The sequence below is a fragment of the Arcicella sp. LKC2W genome (genome assembly GCF_034931005.1).
Taxonomy (GTDB): domain Bacteria; phylum Bacteroidota; class Bacteroidia; order Cytophagales; family Spirosomataceae; genus Arcicella.
In genome coordinates, this window is record NZ_JAYGIN010000010.1 from 98,233 (window position 1) to 114,360 (window position 16,128).

The 16,128-nt window shown below is 36.3% G+C and carries 17 protein-coding genes; 7 read left to right on the forward strand and 10 right to left on the reverse strand.

Going from position 1 to position 16,128, the window contains the following annotated elements; all coding sequences use genetic code 11:
* Window position 1: 1 nt before the first annotated feature.
* The 3 genes from VB796_RS09410 (at window position 2) to VB796_RS09420 (ending at window position 1,732) form a co-directional block, all read left to right on the forward strand.
* Window positions 2–349, forward strand: a complete 348-nt coding sequence (locus VB796_RS09410) for a HigA family addiction module antitoxin (protein WP_323346271.1) — start codon at window positions 2–4, stop codon at window positions 347–349.
* Window positions 350–362: 13 nt separating this feature from the next.
* The gene (locus tag VB796_RS09415) at window positions 363–1,037 is read left to right on the forward strand and encodes a TatD family hydrolase (protein WP_323346272.1); all 675 of its coding nucleotides are present in this window, start codon (window positions 363–365) and stop codon (window positions 1,035–1,037) included.
* An 80-nt stretch (window positions 1,038–1,117) separates the two neighbouring features.
* Window positions 1,118–1,732 (forward strand): inorganic pyrophosphatase, encoded by a 615-nt coding sequence (locus VB796_RS09420; RefSeq protein ID WP_323346342.1) that lies wholly within the window; start codon window positions 1,118–1,120, stop codon window positions 1,730–1,732.
* Window positions 1,733–1,949: 217 nt separating this feature from the next.
* Here VB796_RS09420 and VB796_RS09425 read toward each other — a convergent pair whose 3' ends face one another.
* On the reverse strand, window positions 1,950–2,408 hold the full coding sequence (locus VB796_RS09425) for a hypothetical protein (protein ID WP_323346273.1): 459 nt from the start codon (window positions 2,406–2,408) through the stop codon (window positions 1,950–1,952).
* A gap of 63 nt (window positions 2,409–2,471) precedes the next feature.
* On the reverse strand, window positions 2,472–3,953 hold the full coding sequence (locus tag VB796_RS09430) for a hypothetical protein (protein ID WP_323346274.1): 1,482 nt from the start codon (window positions 3,951–3,953) through the stop codon (window positions 2,472–2,474).
* Window positions 3,954–4,187: 234 nt separating this feature from the next.
* Between VB796_RS09430 and VB796_RS09435 the strand changes: the two genes are divergently transcribed.
* Window positions 4,188–5,012, forward strand: coding sequence for a fumarylacetoacetate hydrolase family protein (locus VB796_RS09435; protein WP_323346275.1), 825 nt, complete (start codon window positions 4,188–4,190; stop codon window positions 5,010–5,012).
* A 162-nt stretch (window positions 5,013–5,174) separates the two neighbouring features.
* On the opposite strand, the gene VB796_RS09440 is transcribed toward VB796_RS09435, so the two are convergent.
* Genes VB796_RS09440 through eat form a run of 4 tightly spaced genes read right to left on the reverse strand, consistent with a single transcriptional unit; the run spans window position 5,175 to window position 8,059 of the window.
* Window positions 5,175–5,684 (reverse strand): hypothetical protein, encoded by a 510-nt coding sequence (locus VB796_RS09440; protein ID WP_323346276.1) that lies wholly within the window; start codon window positions 5,682–5,684, stop codon window positions 5,175–5,177.
* Window positions 5,678–6,400 (reverse strand): alpha/beta hydrolase, encoded by a 723-nt coding sequence (locus VB796_RS09445; RefSeq protein WP_323346277.1) that lies wholly within the window; start codon window positions 6,398–6,400, stop codon window positions 5,678–5,680. Before VB796_RS09445 ends, VB796_RS09440 begins: the two co-directional genes overlap by 7 nt.
* Entirely contained in the window at window positions 6,397–6,777 is a 381-nt protein-coding gene (locus tag VB796_RS09450; RefSeq protein ID WP_323346278.1) for a group III truncated hemoglobin, read from the reverse strand. Before VB796_RS09450 ends, VB796_RS09445 begins: the two co-directional genes overlap by 4 nt.
* The gene (gene eat, locus VB796_RS09455) at window positions 6,764–8,059 is read right to left on the reverse strand and encodes an ethanolamine permease (protein WP_323346279.1); all 1,296 of its coding nucleotides are present in this window, start codon (window positions 8,057–8,059) and stop codon (window positions 6,764–6,766) included. The genes VB796_RS09450 and eat overlap by 14 nt, the downstream gene beginning before the upstream one ends.
* A 241-nt stretch (window positions 8,060–8,300) precedes the next feature.
* Here eat and VB796_RS09460 point away from each other — a divergent pair, with 241 nt between their 5' ends.
* A complete protein-coding gene (locus VB796_RS09460) occupies window positions 8,301–9,992 on the forward strand; it encodes a sodium:solute symporter (protein ID WP_323346280.1) in 1,692 nt (563 codons plus the stop codon).
* Here VB796_RS09460 and VB796_RS09465 read toward each other — a convergent pair.
* On the reverse strand, window positions 9,989–10,573 hold the full coding sequence (locus VB796_RS09465) for a Uma2 family endonuclease (protein WP_323346281.1): 585 nt from the start codon (window positions 10,571–10,573) through the stop codon (window positions 9,989–9,991). The genes VB796_RS09460 and VB796_RS09465 overlap by 4 nt on opposite strands.
* 111 nt (window positions 10,574–10,684) lie before the next feature.
* Window positions 10,685–11,158, reverse strand: a complete 474-nt coding sequence (greA, locus tag VB796_RS09470; protein ID WP_323346282.1) for a transcription elongation factor GreA — start codon at window positions 11,156–11,158, stop codon at window positions 10,685–10,687.
* 439 nt (window positions 11,159–11,597) lie between these two features.
* Here greA and fmt point away from each other — a divergent pair, with 439 nt between their 5' ends.
* Window positions 11,598–12,539 carry a methionyl-tRNA formyltransferase gene (gene fmt / locus VB796_RS09475; RefSeq protein WP_323346283.1) on the forward strand — a complete coding sequence of 314 codons (942 nt, stop codon included), beginning with the start codon at window positions 11,598–11,600 and terminating at the stop codon, window positions 12,537–12,539.
* Window positions 12,540–12,617: 78 nt separating this feature from the next.
* The gene (locus VB796_RS09480; RefSeq protein ID WP_323346284.1) at window positions 12,618–14,456 is read left to right on the forward strand and encodes an acyl-CoA dehydrogenase; all 1,839 of its coding nucleotides are present in this window, start codon (window positions 12,618–12,620) and stop codon (window positions 14,454–14,456) included.
* A 199-nt stretch (window positions 14,457–14,655) separates the two neighbouring features.
* Here VB796_RS09480 and VB796_RS09485 read toward each other — a convergent pair whose 3' ends face one another.
* Window positions 14,656–15,198 carry a hypothetical protein gene (locus VB796_RS09485; protein WP_323346285.1) on the reverse strand — a complete coding sequence of 181 codons (543 nt, stop codon included), beginning with the start codon at window positions 15,196–15,198 and terminating at the stop codon, window positions 14,656–14,658.
* A 103-nt stretch (window positions 15,199–15,301) separates the two neighbouring features.
* Window positions 15,302–16,084 (reverse strand): TPM domain-containing protein, encoded by a 783-nt coding sequence (locus VB796_RS09490; RefSeq protein WP_323346286.1) that lies wholly within the window; start codon window positions 16,082–16,084, stop codon window positions 15,302–15,304.
* Between the last annotated feature and the right edge of the window lie 44 nt (window positions 16,085–16,128).

Below are 16,128 nucleotides of genomic sequence, written 5' to 3' on the forward strand. Positions count from 1 at the left end.
AATGGGAAAAACATTCAAAATAACAGCAAATATTCTTCCTGCAAATCCAACTCACCCTGGAATTATTTTGCAAGACGAAATGAAAGAAAGGCAACTTACACAAAAGCAACTTTCTGATTTATTAGGAGTTAGCCAGCCCCTTTTGAGTGAAATTATTAATCAAAAAAGACGTATTTCAATTGAAATGGCGTTGAAATTAGAAAGTGCTTTAGAAACTCCAGCAGAAACATGGCTTAATCTTCAAAAACGTTACGATTATGTAACTACTTATCAACGGAATCAGAAATTATTAGAGAAACTACAATTATCTCAACAACGGAAAAAATCGCTTTTGGAAGCATTGGCTTAATATTTCAGAAACTATGCCCAAATTCATAGACATTCACACACATAACCAAACAACAGAAGAAAATACTTTAAAAATCGTTAATGCACCACAATCTCATTCCTTTTCGGTGCAAACGCCAAACCTATTTTCACTTGGGCTTCATCCTTGGTATTTAGATAAAAACACCATTGAAAATGACTTTGAAAAATTAGAACAAAGTGCTAAAAATCAACAAGTTGTTATGATTGGTGAATGTGGTTTGGACAGAAATATTGATATAGATTTAGCTTTTCAAACAGATATTTTCATTCGACAAATTCAATTAGCCGAACGTTTACAAAAACCCGTAGTTATTCACTGTGTACGAGCTTTCCCCGAAATAATTGCGATTAAAAAGAAATTACAACCTTCCATTCCGATGATTATTCATGGCTTTAATAACAATTCTCAAATTTGTGAACAACTCATTGAACATCAATTTTATATCTCTTTGGGGGCAGCTTTAATCAATCCAAATTCTAATGCAAGCAAAGTAATTAAGATGATTCCAAAAGAAAAACTGTTTTTGGAAACAGACGATAAAAATTGCACAATATCAAGTATATTTGCACTTGCATCTGCATATAGCAATGTACCAATTGAAATATTACAAGAAATAATAATAAATAATTTTAATCGGATATTCAGTAATCAAAACCTTGAAACATGAGAAAGAGAGTTAGAAAACAAAAACCAGAAATAGTACCTGCCAAAGTTTCTACTTCCCCGACTGTTTATCCACCAATAAGTATGCAAAGAAATTTTTACAAATCGCACCCTTGGCACGGCATCCAAATCGGAGAAGATATGCCTAAAGTTGTTACCGCATTTATTGAAATTGTACCAACTGATACCGTTAAATACGAAATCGATAAAGAAACTGGTTATTTGAAAATTGACCGTCCGCAGAAATTCTCTAACATCGTTCCTGCCCTTTACGGTTTTGTGCCACAAACATATTGCGGAGAAGGTACGGCGGTTTTGGCTCGTGAAAAATCTGGTAAAGAAATTGAAAAAGGTGATGGCGACCCATTAGATATTTTGGTTTTGACAGAAAGAACAATCACTCACGGAGATATTCTTTGTCAGGCTATTCCAATCGGTGGTATCAGAATGATTGATAAAGGTGAAGCTGATGATAAAATTATTGCCGTTTTGAAAGGCGATTCTCTTTATGGCAAATGGACTGATATTACTGAATGTCCAAAACCAATTATCGACCGTTTGGTTCACTACTTTTTGACTTACAAAAATATCCCTGGAGAAGAAAAAGTTGCCGTTGATATTGACGAAGTTTATGGTGCAGCAATGGCTCACGAAGTTATCTTGAAATCAAGAGAAGATTACAGAAACTTGGTAGGATAGTTTTAAAATACGGAATTATCTACTATTTGTCGGAAGACAAAATTAGACCACGGATAGAACAGATAAAACAGATTTACACTGATTTTTCTTTAAATTTATCCGTGTAAATCCGTTGAATCAGTACAATCTGTGGTCTAATTTTATTCTGCGACAAATTGTAGATAGTTCCGTTAAAATATTTAGGTTTCGATATTTAAAAGTATCGAAACCTTTTTTATTACTTTCCTCCAAAATGATACCCTACACCCAACCAAGCCCTAAATTGTCCCGCAGCTCCATCGTATTGTACATAAGGTCCAAATTCAAAATTGATACTTACTTTTGGTGCTTCTTTAAACGGATAAGCACGCACGCCGAAACTACCAAAATAACCATTTACTAACCTTCTATTGTCAACTGCAGCACCAATAATTCCTAAATTTGCGCCACCGCCTGCGTAGAAATTCGCATTGCGTGAATACGCCAAATTAAACATCAAAGCAGGTTCTGTATTGAGAGAAGAAATAAACGAATTCATCTGAAAGCGGACATCTAACCAAACTACCTTAGTAGGATTGGTAGCAATTGACAATTGTTGGGCATTTCCAAATGGATAATAGCTAATTGCTTGACAATAAACACTTTGTGAAACAAAAAAAAGCAAGATAACGATATAAATTCTGTGTAAAATTTTCATTGGGATTTGTGAGTATTAGAAAAATGAAATAATAACGAAAGTAGAAAATAATAATGGAATTCGCTAAAAACCCATCTCATTCAAGGCGGCTTTGGCTTTATTATCTACCGAATTTTTATATTCATGTTTTTTGTAAGAAATTGCCTTTTCAAAATACATTTTGGCTTTCGATTTCTCATTTTTACGCTGAAAAATATAGCCTAATTGCAAAGCTGAACTCGCTCCAAACGACCAGCTTTGATTCTCCGAAAGCACAATGGCACGTTCAAATAACGGAATAGTTTGAGCCAAATTATTGAGTTTTTGAAAGATTCTTCCCTTACGATAATTGAACTCGGCACGGTCAGATATTTGGTCAAAACTGTTTTCGGAATAAAGCTCTAAAAACTCCAAAGCCTTATCGTAATAACCACCATCAAAAGCTAAACGTGCTTTCATTAATACTTTTTGAGCGATTGGCTTTTGTGATTTTTTAGTAAGAAAATTCTCAGCAAACTTAGTGGCAGATTTATCTGATTCTACAATATTTTCACCAACTGTTTTGATTTTCCCTAAGAAAAACACACCCTTAACTTCTTCATTACTAAGCCAATAACAAAGAAACAATTTATAATAAGTATCCTTCAGAAAATTGAACCCTTTATATTTAGCAAGAAAATTTTGGTACCATTTTATAGCTATTTGGTATTGTCCTTTCTGCAAAAAAATCTCTGCTTTAAGGTATTCTAAAAACGGGAAAGGCAAATAATTTTTATCGGTTTTATGATTCTCCAAAAGCGACAATGCGACCTCGCTCCTACCCTCTTTCATCAATGTAGTTATTCCAAAAAATATAAATAACTGATTATCATGACTTTGACTTATGAAGTCTTGAAATTCTGTGAGTTTTTTTGGCGTAAATTTCAAAATATAAGCGTAAATCAAATAATTGATTAATTGGGCTTCATCTCCAAAAATTGTGTCTTTCGAAATAACATTTTGTATCTCCGCAAGCCCTTGCTTGATATTACCTTTCAGTCCCAAAACGTTGGCAACCCATTGATAATTTTCGGGTGTTGAACCAATAAGAATATGCAGTAAACCGAGTGATTTTTGATTCGGAAGAAAATCTGGGAATTCTTTTGCATTGGCTTCTAATAATTTATACGCTTTGATAATCTCCCACGAGCCTTTTACCTCATGCCCAAATTTTAATTTTACAAAAGCCGAATGTAAATGTATTTCAGCTTGAATAAAACGATTATAAGGTAATTTCTTATCTAATTTTTTCACAAAATCCAACCTACTCTCCTGATTATCAACAAATTGTCCATAAAAAACTTTATCTTCTGTGATTAATAATTGAACTAAATCGGCATAACTTTTCAAGTAAATTTTTACGCCATTATTACTTTTATCATTGTCGAGAATGGTTCTTCCAAGACTTAATTTTGTTTTTATAATTTCCGAATACGCTTTTTGCATCGTCGGATTAAACTCAAAATCTGTGGCTTGTGACTTTTGAAAAATAAGAGAAAAAAGGAGTATGAAAAGATTTTTTTGCATTTCAGTACAACAGGTTTTGGGTCATGGTACGCAGATTACGCAGATGCTTTGCAACGCAGATTTTATAGATTTTTAAAGAATTTAGTAATTTTCGGTCAGACGATAGTCAGAACGAACTCGCAAAGGTAGTCCGACTATCGTCTGACATTTAACCATAGAAAATATAATTAAGCACACATAAACATTAAATTTAAACTAATTTTAGTTTATCATTTCAAAACAATCAAAATCTCTATGAAAATTTATAGAACAACACAAGGAATTATTATTGAAGCAAACGAAAAATTTTATCTTTCTAATGCCCAAAATTGGGACACTTACGTAAATCGTGATAATCTTTTTGACGAATTAAATGCTGAAATTCAAGAACTTAACGAATTTTCTTGGGACGGTTCTGGTATTCTTGCTCCTATTGTACAACAAGAAATTTGGGCTTCTGGCGTAACTTATATGCGTAGTCGTGAGGCAAGAATGGACGAATCAAAAGATTCGGGCGGAGCAGATTTTTATGCCAAAGTTTACGAAGCTGAACGTCCAGAATTATTCTTTAAATCTTCAGCGGCTCGTTGCGTAGGTACTGGTGAAAAAGTACGTATCCGTAAAGATTCAAAATGGAATGTGCCAGAGCCAGAATTGACGGTTTTTGCTACCTCAAATGGTAAAATTGTAGGTTATACCGTTGGTAACGATATGAGTTCAAGAGATATTGAAGGCGAAAACCCTTTGTATTTACCCCAAGCTAAAAGTTATGATAAAGCTGCCGCTATTGGACCTTGTTTGTACGTTCCGAATGGTGTAATCAATCCTGATACCCAAATTTCAATCGAAATTGTACGTGGAGGAAATGGTGTTTTTGCAGGTGACATTTCTATCAATAGAATCAAACGTGGATTGGACGAACTGGTGGGTTATTTGTTCCGAGAAATGTCTTTCCCAAGCGGGGCGTATTTGATGACAGGTACGGGCATTGTTCCTGATAATGACTTTACGCTTTTGAGTGGTGATGTTGTTAATATTACCATTGAAGGCATCGGAACTTTGAGCAATGAGGTTGAATAGATTGTTCCTACAATAAAATATGGACTACCCAAAATTAGACCACAGATGATACGGATTATACAGATTTTCACAGATAAAATGATAAATAATCAGTGTAAATCTATTAAATCCGTGCCATCCGTGCCATCCGTGGTCTAATTTATCTCACATACTAATTTCTACCTACAAAAAGCCTTTCAAAGCTCCCCAAAGTGCTTTTTTCTTTGGAATATCATTTTGTAAATTCGAGAGGGAATCGGAATAAATTAATTTAATGCCTTGCTGTTCAGTAAACTGATATGGATTTAGAGAAATCGGTAATTTAACAGTCGGCAAAGCTATTCCGAAGGTAATTAATTGATTTACCGATTTTTGTGCAATGATTTGGCTCAAATCTATCTCTCCAATTTTATCCAATTCAATCAAATCTATCGAATGAAAATCTAATTTTATCGCTACCAAAATTTTCCCAAGCAATTCACTATCAGCAGGATTCAATGATTTCAATAAAATAATTACCTTACTTTTAGGCTGATAATAATTGGGTTTCACTTCCTCTATTTTGGGTTTCTCTTCCACAACTTCCACTACGTTTTCAGAAGGTTTTTCAGGCTTAGAAAATTCATTCTCCAATAAATAAAGGTCTTCTTCTGCAAAAAGTTGTTTCAGAGCTATTGTATTGATTTCTAACATTTTAATAAAAATTTACCAACAAATTTCAAACAATCTTCGGGTTCTTCAATCATTCCCATGTGTCCGACATTATCTAAAATTGATGATGAGAAAAATTTAGGTATCATAATTTGAGATTTGGCATCTTCGGGTGATACACTTTTATCTTTTTCACCAATAATAAACATGACATTGCAACGCAAAGACTTCAAAACCTGACGGCGGTCTGGGCGGTCACGCATGGCTAACATTCCAGCCGCCAACGCCTCAGCAGGAAATTGTGAGGCGTATTCTATGTGTCTTTCTATCACCTCTGGGTTGTGTTTTACAAATCCGTCAGCATATAAATTGGGCGTAGAAGTTTTGATAAATAACTCCGTTCCGTTTTTCAAGATAAACTCCGCATTTTTAGCTCTCGCTGCCTTCTTTTCATCAGAATCTGCATAGGCAGTTGAGTGAAAAAGTCCAAGTCCTGCCACCATTGTTGGATATTTTTCAGCAAAAGCCAAAGCTACATAACCACCCATTGAGTGTCCAATTATTACGCAATTTTCAAAGCCTTTTTCTTGTATTTTTTCATGCACAAAATCTGCATAATCATCCATACTTTTCAAATGACTTAAACGAGCATAATCTGGCAAAATCAAGAAATAATCCTTTTGCAAAAATGGAACAAACCCTGCCCAAATGGTAGAGTCTTCGCCAAAACCGTGTAGTAAAACAACTGCTTTTTTCATAATGTTGAGGGCTTATTATTGAATTTTGAATTCATAATTTGTCCAATTTCTAAGGCTTTATTTTTAACAAAGGTAGCATTTTCACCCACAAAAAGGCTATCTACCGTTGAAAACCAATGTGATAACCAATGTTCAAAACGCTCCGTAGTGAGTCCATGAGCCATATTTGCTTGGGCATGAGCCCACATCATTCCGCCCGTGTAACTACCTGTATCAAAAAGCCAATTTTCCCAAAAGTTCACCGCACGAGTTAAATGGCGTTTCCATTCTTCAGCAGGCATTTCAAAAATTGATGCCAGCAATGGGTCTTGATGGACATTTTCGTAAAATGTTTTTACTAAATTTTCAACGTCCGTTCTGTTACTAATATCTTGCATTTTTCTTATTTCTTATCAAATAAAAACCTCCTAATGAAACTAACATTCCCACAAAGAAAATCATTCCTAAAAATTGGTTGTAATAAATAATCGCTATCATACAAATCAAAGATAAAACGAAAGCGACTATTGGGAAAATTGGATAAAAGGGAGCTTTGAAAGGACGCACCAAATGGGGTTCTTTTCGTCTCAAAACTATCAAACTCAACATACTAATTCCGTACATAATAACTGCTCCTAATACCGATAAAATGATGATTTGACTGATTGTTCCTGTAAAGATAGCAACAAAACCGACCAATCCACCGCCAATTAATGCCCAATGTGGTGTTTGAAATCGCTGATTGACTGCTGATAAAAATTTGGGTAAATATCCCGCACGAGCCAAAGCATAAATTTGTCGAGAATAACTGATGGTATTACAATGAAATGAGGCTATCAGACCAAAAAGCCCAAGGCTGGCGAAGGCTTTTGCCCAATAATTATTACGTCCTAAAGTCATGGCGAGGGTTTCGGGCAAGGGATAATCAATGTTGCTTAAAAGTCGCCAATCGCCTACGCCAGCACTCAAAATCATCACGCCCAAAGCCAATAAAACCAAAGTCAAAATACCCGAAATATAGGCTTTGGGAATGGTAGTATTGGGGTCTTTTACTTCTTCAGCAACCATGGCTACACCTTCAATTGCTACAAAAAACCAAATGGCAAATGGGATTCCTGCAAAAATATTATCAGTAGTTAAAGTTGGTGGATTATGAGCTAAAAAGTTATCTGTTTTGAAAAATGGAAAAATGATAGCCATGAAAATTACCAATTCTACCACAGAAAGAATGGTGACAATCAACGAAAAACGAGCGGATTCTTTTATTCCTAAAACATTGATGGCGATAAAAACAAAATATGTCCCGATGGCTACAGGAATTACGGGAATATTGGGATTCAAAAAATGCGTGTAACTCCCTAAAGCATAAGCAATTGCGGGCGGAGCAAGCAAAAAATCAACTAAAGTAGCAAAAGCAGCAATAAAACCGCCCAATGTTCCAAAAGCTCGACTGGCGTATTCAAAAGTACCTCCTGCGTCTGGAATTGCCGCCGTTAATTCGGTATAAGAGAATATAAAAGTGACGTACATAACGGTTACAATCAGTGTAGAAATCAAAAAACCGATTGTTCCAGAAGTTGCCCAACCATAATTCCAACCAAAATACTCGCCTGATATTACCAAGCCTACCGCAATTGACCAAAGTTGTGTTGTATTGATTACTTTTTTGAGTTGGGACATATTGATAGGTTTTAGGCTTTCAGCAATCGGCTGTCGACAATGTTTGTTGGTTGCTGATTGCCGAAAGCCGACAGCCACAGTAGCCATAACAAATGTAAACGTTCAACATTTTTTAGCCAACAATTTGCAGATTAATATTATCGTGAATAGCTTTGATAAGGAGTGCTAAAGTTTATGTTGCTATGGGTGAAATCGTTACTTATAAACTTATAAACTCATAACCCATCAACTCTTTTAGAAAATGACAAATATTGACTGGTTAGTTTTATTGCTTACGTTAGGAGGAATTGTAGGATTCGGATTTTGGAAAGGGCGAATGTCCAAACAAAATATTGAAGGATATTTATTAGCTGACCGTCAAATGCCTTGGTATCATGTTACGCTTTCAGTAATGGCTACACAGGCGAGTGCAATCACGTTTTTGTCTGCTCCAGGGCAAGCCTACATCGACGGAATGCGATTTGTTCAGTTTTACTTCGGACTTCCTTTGGCGATGATTGTACTGTCGATTACGTTCATTCCGATGTTCAAAAAGATGAAAGTCTTCACGGCTTATGAATTTCTGGAAGGACGTTTCGACCTCAAAACCAGAACCTTAACTTCATTTTTATTTCTTCTTCCAAGGGCTTTATCAACGGGTGTAACCATTGCCGCACCTTCCATTATTTTATCAACTATTTTAGGTTGGAATTTATATTGGACGAATATCCTAACGGGTTCTGTCGTAACGGTTTACTGTTTATTTGGCGGTTCAAAAACCATTTCTTACACCCAATTGCAACAAATGTTCGTGGTTTTGGGCGGTATGTTTTTGGCGGGTTACATGGTTGTACATTTATTACCCGCCGAAATGGGTTTCGTAGATACGCTGAAAGTGGCAGGGAAAATGGGTAAATTAAATGTAATTGACTGGAAATTTGATTTGAGTAATCGTTACAATGTTTGGTCGGGATTGATTGGTGGGTTCTTTTTGCAATTATCCTATTTCGGAACCGACCAATCGCAAGTTGGACGTTATCTTTCGGGAGAATCCGTTGGTGAAAGTCGCTTGGGTTTATTGATGAATGGTATTTTCAAAATCCCGATGCAATTCTTGATTTTATTAGTAGGCGTTTTGGTTTTTGTTTTCTATCAATTTCACGAAGCACCTCTATTTTTCAACAAAACGGTTTTACAAAAAGTAGAACAAACTACTGAATATCAAGAAATTACTAAGAAAAATAAAGAAGTTTTTGAGCAAAAACAGTCGGCTGTAAATACCTTATTCACTGCCATTCAGACCAACGACGAAGCAGGTATCAATTCAGGAAGAACGGCAGTTTTAGCCGCTGATAAACAAGCCAACGGATTGCGAGAAGAGGTAAAAACCTTAATCAAAAAAACCGATGGAACGGCAGACACCAACGATACCAATTACATTTTTCTGTCTTTCGTAACCAAATATTTACCACAAGGAATGGTTGGATTACTGATAGCCGTCATTTTATTAGCCTCGATGGGGTCAATGGCATCAGCGTTCAGTTCGCTTACTTCGTGTACCATTGTGGATATTTACCAACGCATGATTCACCCAAAAGATTCGGAAAGACATTATCTGAATGCGTCTAAAATCTCTACCTTATTTTGGGGGATTTTCTGCATTATTGTGGCTCAATTTACGGCAAACATTGGGAGTTTAATCGAAGCCGTAAACATTTTAGGTTCATGGTTTTACGGAACAATTTTGGGGGTATTTTTAGTAGCTTTTTACTTCAAATCTATCGGAAGTACGGCAGTATTTTGGGCAACTATTTTGGCTGAAATCGTAGTTATTTATACTTGGTGGATAGATTTAACGGCATTTTTATGGTTAAATCTCATTGGCTGTGTTTTGGTGATTGTGTTCGGTTATTTATTTCAAATGGTTGAAAATCAGTTGAAAAAGACGGTTTAGAAAACACCTTCCGTCTCTTCATAAATACCTGATAAAGAAAGAGTTAAATCAATATTTTTAATTTCAATTGAGCCTTCTAAAGTGTCTGCTTCGGAAGCCAAAAACCAAAGCCCTAAATCATTCTCCTTTCGCATAACTTCCGCACGGATACTTGTAGAACTGATTAAAACATACTCTCTCAAACTCGGAATACTGCGATACAAAGCAAATTTTTCGCCTCTATCGTAAGCCTCCGTACTTTTTGAGAGAATTTCAATGATGATAACGGGATTAAGAATAACATCTTTGCCGTCATCCAAAAACTTTTTATCACCACAAACCACCATTAAATCTGGGTAGGTATAAAGCGTATTTGCAGGAATATGGAGTTTCATATCAGAGGAATAATGAGTACATTTTTTTCCTCTGAGATGATTAAATAATGCTCCAGAAATTCCTCTTGAAATCATATTATGATTTTCAGAAGCCCCAGCCATCGCAAATATTTCTCCTTGAAAATATTCGCTTTTATAATTTGCCTCTCTTTCCAAATGCAAATATTCTTCGGGAGAGTAATGAGATATTTTAGGTAATGCAGACATTGTATTGACGATTTAATTCATTTAAGAAATTACTAATGCTCGAATTTACACAAAAAGGCTCTTGAATTTTAATATCAAGAGCCTTTTTCTATCTATAAATCTAAAGAAATATTATCGAGTAATTTCTAAAATTTCAAACTCAACTAAGCCCGCAGGAGCTTGAATTTGAGCTGTATCACCCACTGATTTTCCGAAAAGACCTTTTCCGAAAGGTGATGAATTAGAAATTTTACCTGCTTTCAAGTCCGCTTCTTCTTCCGAAACAATCGTATAAACCACTTCCATACCGCTTTTTTTGTTACGGATTTTCACTTTTGATAAAATTGAAACTTTAGAAGTATCAATATTCGTCTCATCCATCACTCGGGCGTTTGCAACGATTTCGTTCATTTTAGAAATCTTCAATTCCAATAAACCTTGAGCATCTTTAGCGGCATCATATTCGGCATTTTCACTAAGGTCGCCTTTGTCACGAGCCTCCGCAATTTGTTTTGCCATATCTGCACGCCCTTGACTTTTAAGGAACTGTAATTCAGCTCTTAATTCGTCTAATTTCTCTTGTGTATAGTATTGAAACTTCGCCATAATTGGGTATTAATTTCTGAAATTCTAAATGATGATTAAATAAAAAATACTGGAAATTGCCCAGCAAAAAACGTTATTATTTACAAACAAAAAGAACGGCTTTTGACCGTTCTACAAGATTTTTTATGACCTTTGCAGAAGCATCAATTAGTATATAAAATTACCTGTTTCTCTTTTCGTTGCATTTGTTGTAAAATTTTGAACAACAAAATTACAAAAACGATTAACGATTTCAAAGGTTTTTTTTCACACAGCTTATTTAATTTGATTGTTGAATATCAATAAGCTAATTCAGACTCTTCAAGAAAGTAAAACCATATTTAAAGAGCATCTAAATGAAACGCCCATATCAAGATTTTGATACCCCAATAGACGATGAGGCGTTCCAACTATGCGTTCCAAACTGATACCTTTGAAAATGACTAAACATTATAATCAGATGAAAATAATTTTTATGGGAACTCCCGACTTTGCCGTTGAGAGTTTACGCATTTTAGTAGAAAATAATTATAACGTCGTAGCAGTTATTACGGCTCCTGATAAACCCATCGGGCGAGGACAAAAATTAGGTATGTCGGCGGTAAAAGAGTATGTTTTAGCAAATGCTCCACACATCCCAATTTTACAACCCGAAAAATTGAAAAATCCAGACTTTTTAGCCGAACTAAAAAGCTACCAAGCTGATTTACAAATCGTTGTAGCTTTCAGAATGTTACCAGAAGTCGTTTGGGCAATGCCATCATTGGGGACTTTTAATTTACATGGTTCGCTATTACCGCAGTATCGTGGGGCTGCTCCGATTAACTGGGCAATTATCAATGGTGAAACGGAAACAGGCGTAACAACTTTCTTTTTGAAACAAGATATTGATACTGGTTCAATTATTTTTCAAGAAAAAGAAACGATTGCTCTAACTGATAATGTTGGTGATGTTTATGTGCGACTCATGCACAAAGGGGCGGATTTGGTTTTGAAAACGGTTAAGGCTATCGAAGCAGGAAATTATCCGCAAGAACCACAAGATGAATCGGTACATCTGAATCACGCTCCTAAGATTTTTAAGGAAACTTGTCAAATCGACTGGAATCAGCCCGTGAAGAAAATTTATGATTTCATTCGTGGACTTTCGCCTTACCCTGTGGCTTGGACGATGTTGAATGATAAAACTTGTCGGATTTATGAGGCGAAAATATTAGAAGCGGAAGACCCCACCCAACCCTCCCCAATGGAGAGGGCTTCAGAGGCTGGTTCATACACAACCGATGGCAAGAAATATATCCATTTTCAATGTGTTGACGGAATTTTAGCTATTGAAAACTTACAATTGGAAGGTAAAAAACGCATGGGAATTGAGGAATTTTTAAGAGGATATAGATTATAAAATATAATTATTCAAAATTAGCATACAGCGATTTTAAATCATTAACCAATACGATTCAGGAGAATCGTGATACATTTCATGGCTACTCAATTCTTCTCCAAACGAAATTTACAATTCCTTCTGTACGAAGTATTTGATGCTGAATCACTTACACAATACGAATATTTCCAAGACCACGCTCGTGAAACCTTTGACATGGTGTTGGATTCGGCGGAGCAGATTGCGGAAAAACTTTTGAAACCACTCCTCACGGAAATGGATAGAAAAGAACCGCAATTGGTGGACGGTAAAATCAGAATTCACGAAGGAATGTTTCCGATTTTGAAAAAATTTGGAGAAGATGGCTGGATAAATGCAGGTTTTTCTTACGATGAAGGTGGACAACAAATTCCTGCTATAATACTCAATTCTGCGGCTTTTATTTTTCAAGCTGCCAATTATTCGGCTTCAGTTTTTCCATTTTTAACTTCTGGAGCTGCAAATTTGATTCGTAGTTTTGGCTCGGAAGCATTAAAAAATACCTACACGCCCAATATGTATGCAGGTGTGTGGCAAGGTACAATGGCATTGACCGAACCCGATGCAGGAAGTTCGCTTTCGGATATTTCCACCACCGCAGAACCAACCGACCAAGAAGCGGAGTGCCGCCCAAGCGTTTACAAAATAAAAGGACAAAAAATATACATTTCTGCGGGCGACCACGATGGTTGCGAAAACGTAATTCACCTCATGCTCGCCAAAATAAAAGGTGGTCCAGCGGGTGCAAAAGGAATATCGTTGTTTGTCGTCCCACAGAAAAGAGTTGAGGAGTTAAGTGTAATGGGGAATGAGGAAACGTCACAATTAATTAACAACGACGTAATTACCGCAGGCGTTTATCATAAAATGGGTTATAAAGGAGCTCCAATTGCTCATTTAATGGTTGGCTCGAATGATAATACTTTGGGATATTTAGTTGGCGAACCACACAAAGGACTTACGTATATGTTCCAAATGATGAATGAGGCTCGGATTGGTGTGGGTATGAACGCCACCGCTATCGGGACGGCTGCGTATTATGCGTCATTGGAATATGCGAAGGAACGTCCGCAAGGTAGAATTATTTCGGATAAAGACGTAACTAAGCCACAAGTCCAAATCATTCGTCATGCCGATGTGAAACGGATGTTGTTATTCCAAAAAGCAGTTGTGGAAGGCTCTTTGTCGCTTTTGGTACAATGTTCAATGTATGCCGATTTAGCTCATGTAACTGAGGGAGAAGAACGTGAAAACTATCATTTATTGTTAGATTTACTCACGCCCATTGCTAAATCGTACCCTTCGGAAATGTGTTGTTTGACAACTTCCGCCGCCGTTCAGATTTTGGGTGGGGCAGGTTATACAACGGATTTTCCCGTAGAACAATTCTACCGTGAAGCAAGAATTCACCCGATTCACGAAGGCACGACAGCCATTCATGGTTTAGATTTATTGGGCAGAAAAATCATTATTAAGAATGGTAAGTCACTTCAATTATTGGTAACTGAAATATTGAAAACGATTGAAAAAGCCAATCAATTTGAGAAATTAAAGCCTTTTGCTCAGAAATTACAACATTATTTAGGTAAAACGGACAGCATAACCCGACACCTTTTGGGCTTGGCAAGTAAGGATTTAGAAATCTTTTTGTCAGACGCTACTTTATATTTAGAACTATTCGGAATTATGACAATTGCTTGGCAATGGTTAGTGCAAAGTATCAAGGCAGAAGAAGCTCTACAAGCAGGCACATCGGGCGATGAAGAGAATTTCTATCAAGGTAAAATCTTTACGTTACGATATTTTTATGAATACGAATTAGTAAAAATTGATGCTTTGATGAAACGACTTTTGAGTGAAGATAATGTGACGGTGGAAATGAAGGCGGAGTGGTTTTAGAGTTGTTTTGGATTACTCAGTCGATTGCCTAATGTCATCAAGTTAAGGATTATAAGAAGTGCAATTTGGTGCAACCTTCCCGAAAGTTTAACCCACAAAGGAATTGTTTCGGGAAGGTAAATAGTTTAAAAATAAAACAACTCCTTACAAATTCTCTTAACTTAATGACATTAGGCAAGCGACTGCGGGGAATTGAGCTCTAAATACTTTTAGGTTCCCATCTTCCACGGCTTTTTCTTTTTTCAATCTGATGTTTTACTAAATCAACTATTGCTAAATCATCGTTTGTTAGTAAACCTTCCAATGCATTAATATTATATGGCTCAGGTTGTGCACCAATTGCGTAAATAATTTTTCTTAAATAAGGATACTTTACATCATCGTTTTGTAAGTATTCTGGAACATTACTAACTGCCTCAATCAAGGGATTTATAAAAGATTTATTATCGTTAAAATAAGTCTGAAACGCAGAAGCTATATTATCATGACCAAAATGTCCATCAACAAGTAAATAACGACCAAACAAACTCCCTTCTTCGGTCTTTGCAAATTCTTTGGGAATGCTCCAAAGTACAATTTCGAAACGTTGATTTTTTTTATTGGTTATGAAGCTATCCAAATAAGACTCTATTTCTTGTATGGAAACTCTAAAAGGGAATTTATTTTCAAATTCCTCTTCCGAAATTAATCCTAAGATACATTCGTCAATTAATGCTAATTCTTTTTCTTTAAGTTGTCTCATTCTACTTTTCATGCAGTCGCTCTGCCAATGTCATTAAGTTAAGGTATTTAATAACATTGGGCAAGTAACTGACTATTAAAATTTCAAATCAACAAACTAACTTCTAATAATCACCCCCAGCACCACCGCCACCGAAGTCGCCACCACCAAAGCCACCGAAGTCGAAGCCACCTCCGCCTCCGCCGCTGTTTGAACCTCCGCCCCAGCCTGATGAACCACCAGTTGAGAAAATTATTGGACCTCCCCAACCTGAATCTCTATAACTACGTCTGCCACCGCCTCCGCCACCGCCATTTTTAGAGCCAATGATGTACAAAATCACAATAACGACGATGATGATAATTAAGATAACCCAAAAACCACCTTCTCCATCCGATTCAGGTTCTGCCTGAAATTCCCCCGAAGCACGCTTCATGATTTCGGAAGTCGCTTCATCTAAACCTTGATAAAATTGCCCTGCTTGAAAATAGGGTTTCAGAATGGTATTAATAATTCTTTTAGAAATGGCATCAGTAATGGTGGCTTCCATGCCTCGCCCAGTTACAATTCTGAGTTTACGAGTTTCCGTAGCCCATAAAAGCACCAAGCCGTTGTTTTTATCTTTTTGTCCAACGCCCCAATCTTTTGCAATTTTCATGGCATAATCATAAGGGTCAGAATCGCCCGTAGTTTTCACTATTACGATGGTAATTTGTGTGGAGGTACTATCGGCATAACCTCTTAATTTTTGTTCTAAAGATTGTAATTCCGTTGGTGATAATTTCATTACAAAATCATTGACCAATCTGGGTGGGTTAGGTTTTGCTGGAATATTCTGTGCTTGCGAAATGGCAGAAAACAGAAAGCAGAAAACAGTAATTATATATGGAAATAATTTTCTGAACATGAAATTATGGTGATTAGTAATGTAGCACGGGATTTTGTCCCGTG

Coding starts and splice junctions, on each gene's coding strand:
- fmt (WP_323346283.1), top strand. CDS start 11,598: ATGAAAATAATTTTTATGGGAACTCCCGACTTTGCCGTTGAGAGTTTA.
- VB796_RS09460 (WP_323346280.1), top strand. CDS start 8,301: ATGACAAATATTGACTGGTTAGTTTTATTGCTTACGTTAGGAGGAATT.
- VB796_RS09420 (WP_323346342.1), top strand. CDS start 1,118: ATGCAAAGAAATTTTTACAAATCGCACCCTTGGCACGGCATCCAAATC.
- VB796_RS09450 (WP_323346278.1), bottom strand. CDS start 6,777: ATGCAAGATATTAGTAACAGAACGGACGTTGAAAATTTAGTAAAAACA.
- eat (WP_323346279.1), bottom strand. CDS start 8,059: ATGTCCCAACTCAAAAAAGTAATCAATACAACACAACTTTGGTCAATT.
- VB796_RS09430 (WP_323346274.1), bottom strand. CDS start 3,953: ATGCAAAAAAATCTTTTCATACTCCTTTTTTCTCTTATTTTTCAAAAG.
- VB796_RS09490 (WP_323346286.1), bottom strand. CDS start 16,084: ATGTTCAGAAAATTATTTCCATATATAATTACTGTTTTCTGCTTTCTG.
- VB796_RS09425 (WP_323346273.1), bottom strand. CDS start 2,408: ATGAAAATTTTACACAGAATTTATATCGTTATCTTGCTTTTTTTTGTT.
- VB796_RS09445 (WP_323346277.1), bottom strand. CDS start 6,400: ATGAAAAAAGCAGTTGTTTTACTACACGGTTTTGGCGAAGACTCTACC.
- VB796_RS09410 (WP_323346271.1), top strand. CDS start 2: ATGGGAAAAACATTCAAAATAACAGCAAATATTCTTCCTGCAAATCCA.
- greA (WP_323346282.1), bottom strand. CDS start 11,158: ATGGCGAAGTTTCAATACTATACACAAGAGAAATTAGACGAATTAAGA.
- VB796_RS09440 (WP_323346276.1), bottom strand. CDS start 5,684: ATGTTAGAAATCAATACAATAGCTCTGAAACAACTTTTTGCAGAAGAA.
- VB796_RS09485 (WP_323346285.1), bottom strand. CDS start 15,198: ATGAGACAACTTAAAGAAAAAGAATTAGCATTAATTGACGAATGTATC.
- VB796_RS09465 (WP_323346281.1), bottom strand. CDS start 10,573: ATGTCTGCATTACCTAAAATATCTCATTACTCTCCCGAAGAATATTTG.
- VB796_RS09480 (WP_323346284.1), top strand. CDS start 12,618: ATGGCTACTCAATTCTTCTCCAAACGAAATTTACAATTCCTTCTGTAC.
- VB796_RS09415 (WP_323346272.1), top strand. CDS start 363: ATGCCCAAATTCATAGACATTCACACACATAACCAAACAACAGAAGAA.
- VB796_RS09435 (WP_323346275.1), top strand. CDS start 4,188: ATGAAAATTTATAGAACAACACAAGGAATTATTATTGAAGCAAACGAA.